Source organism: Bradyrhizobium sp. 23 (assembly GCF_023073295.1).
Classification (GTDB): Bacteria; Pseudomonadota; Alphaproteobacteria; order Rhizobiales; family Xanthobacteraceae; genus Bradyrhizobium; species Bradyrhizobium canariense_D.
In genome coordinates this window covers 104,436-105,822 of the sequence record NZ_JADPJF010000089.1, presented here as the reverse complement: position 1 = coordinate 105,822, position 1,387 = coordinate 104,436, and the positions used below count along the sequence as shown (strand labels likewise).

Annotated in this window: 2 protein-coding genes and 1 pseudogene; all 3 read left to right on the top strand. The window is 61.3% G+C overall.

Annotated features, from left to right (window positions below):
• Positions 1-115: pseudogene (locus tag IVB32_RS22560) on the top strand (chemotaxis protein CheW); the annotation flags it as partial.
• Positions 116-146: 31 nt separating this feature from the next.
• Positions 147-533 (top strand): response regulator, encoded by a 387-nt coding sequence (locus tag IVB32_RS22555; RefSeq protein WP_018456638.1) that lies wholly within the window; start codon positions 147-149, stop codon positions 531-533.
• 59 nt (positions 534-592) lie between these two features.
• Positions 593-1,387 (top strand): protein-glutamate O-methyltransferase CheR (locus IVB32_RS22550; protein WP_247411457.1); only part of this gene is annotated, 795 nt, incomplete at its 3' end.

Sequence of the window (1,387 nt, the reverse complement as noted above, 5' to 3'; positions counted from 1 at the left end):
CCCCCGCATGGCCAAGCTCGCCGGCGGTGTCCACCGTCTCGACGGCCAGCTCATGGTCGTCCTCGACGTCGATCGCGTCCTCGAACTCAAAACCGAAGTGCAAATGGCTGCGTGAGCCCCAAAAACATCGAAGCCGGAGAACCCAAATGAAGACGTGCTTGGTGGTCGATGATTCCAGCGTCGTGCGCAAGATCGCACGCCGGATCCTGGAAGGCCTGCAATTCGAAGTCACGGAGGCCGAGGACGGCTCCAAGGCGCTCGAGGTCTGTCAGCGCAAGCTGCCCGACGCGGTGCTGCTGGACTGGAACATGCCGGTGATGGACGGCTTCGAGTTCATGGGCCACATGCGCCGCCTGCCGGGCGGCGACCAGCCCAAGGTTGTATTCTGCACCACCGAAAATAACGTGGCTCATATCGCTCAGGCGCTCAGCGGCGGCGCCAACGAGTACATCATGAAGCCCTTCGATAAAGACATCATCGCCGACAAATTCGCAGAAGTCGGCTTGATTCCGGTCGGACAAGCCATGGTCTGAGTGTCTGGCGGAGTGTTCCAGCCAGAGTGTTCCCAGTACAGCTTCCGAGAGGCCTATCCGTGACCCCGACCGAGTATGATTATCTGCGTAAGTTCCTGAGGGATCATTCCGGGCTCGATCTGTCCGCAGACAAGCAATATCTGATTGAAAGCCGGCTGTTGCCGCTGGCGCGCAAGGCCGGGATCTCCGGCATCGGCGAGCTCGTGCAGAAGCTGCAAGGCGCTGGCTCGGGCGCGCTCGTCACCAGCGTGGTCGAGGCGATGACCACCAACGAGACCTTCTTCTTTCGCGACAAGGTCCCGTTCGATCATTTCCGCGACACCATCATGCCGGAGATCATCAAGGCCCGCGCCGGCCGCCGCAGCGTCCGCATCTGGTGCGCCGCCGGCTCCACGGGGCAGGAGCCCTATTCGCTCGCGATGAGCCTAAAGGAGATGGGTGCGGCCCTAACTGGCTGGCGCGTCGAGATCATCGCGACCGACCTGTCGCAGGAGGTGCTCGAGAAGGCCAAGGCCGGCATCTACAGCCAGTTCGAAGTGCAGCGCGGACTGCCGATCCAGATGCTGATGAAATATTTCAAGCAGATCGGCGAGACCTGGCAGATCAATCCCGAGCTGCGGGCGATGATCCAGCACCGGCAGCTCAATCTGCTGCACGATTTCGCTCAGCTCGGCACCTTCGACGTCATCTTCTGCCGCAACGTGCTGATCTATTTCGATCAGGACACCAAGATCAACATCTTCAACCGGCTGGCTCGCCAGATCGAGGGAGACGGCTTCCTGGTGCTGGGCGCGGCCGAAACGGTGGTCGGACTGACCGACACGTTCAGGCCGATTCCGGAGAAGCGCGGTCTC

Coding starts and splice junctions, on each gene's coding strand:
- IVB32_RS22555 (WP_018456638.1), top strand. CDS start 147: ATGAAGACGTGCTTGGTGGTCGATGATTCCAGCGTCGTGCGCAAGATC.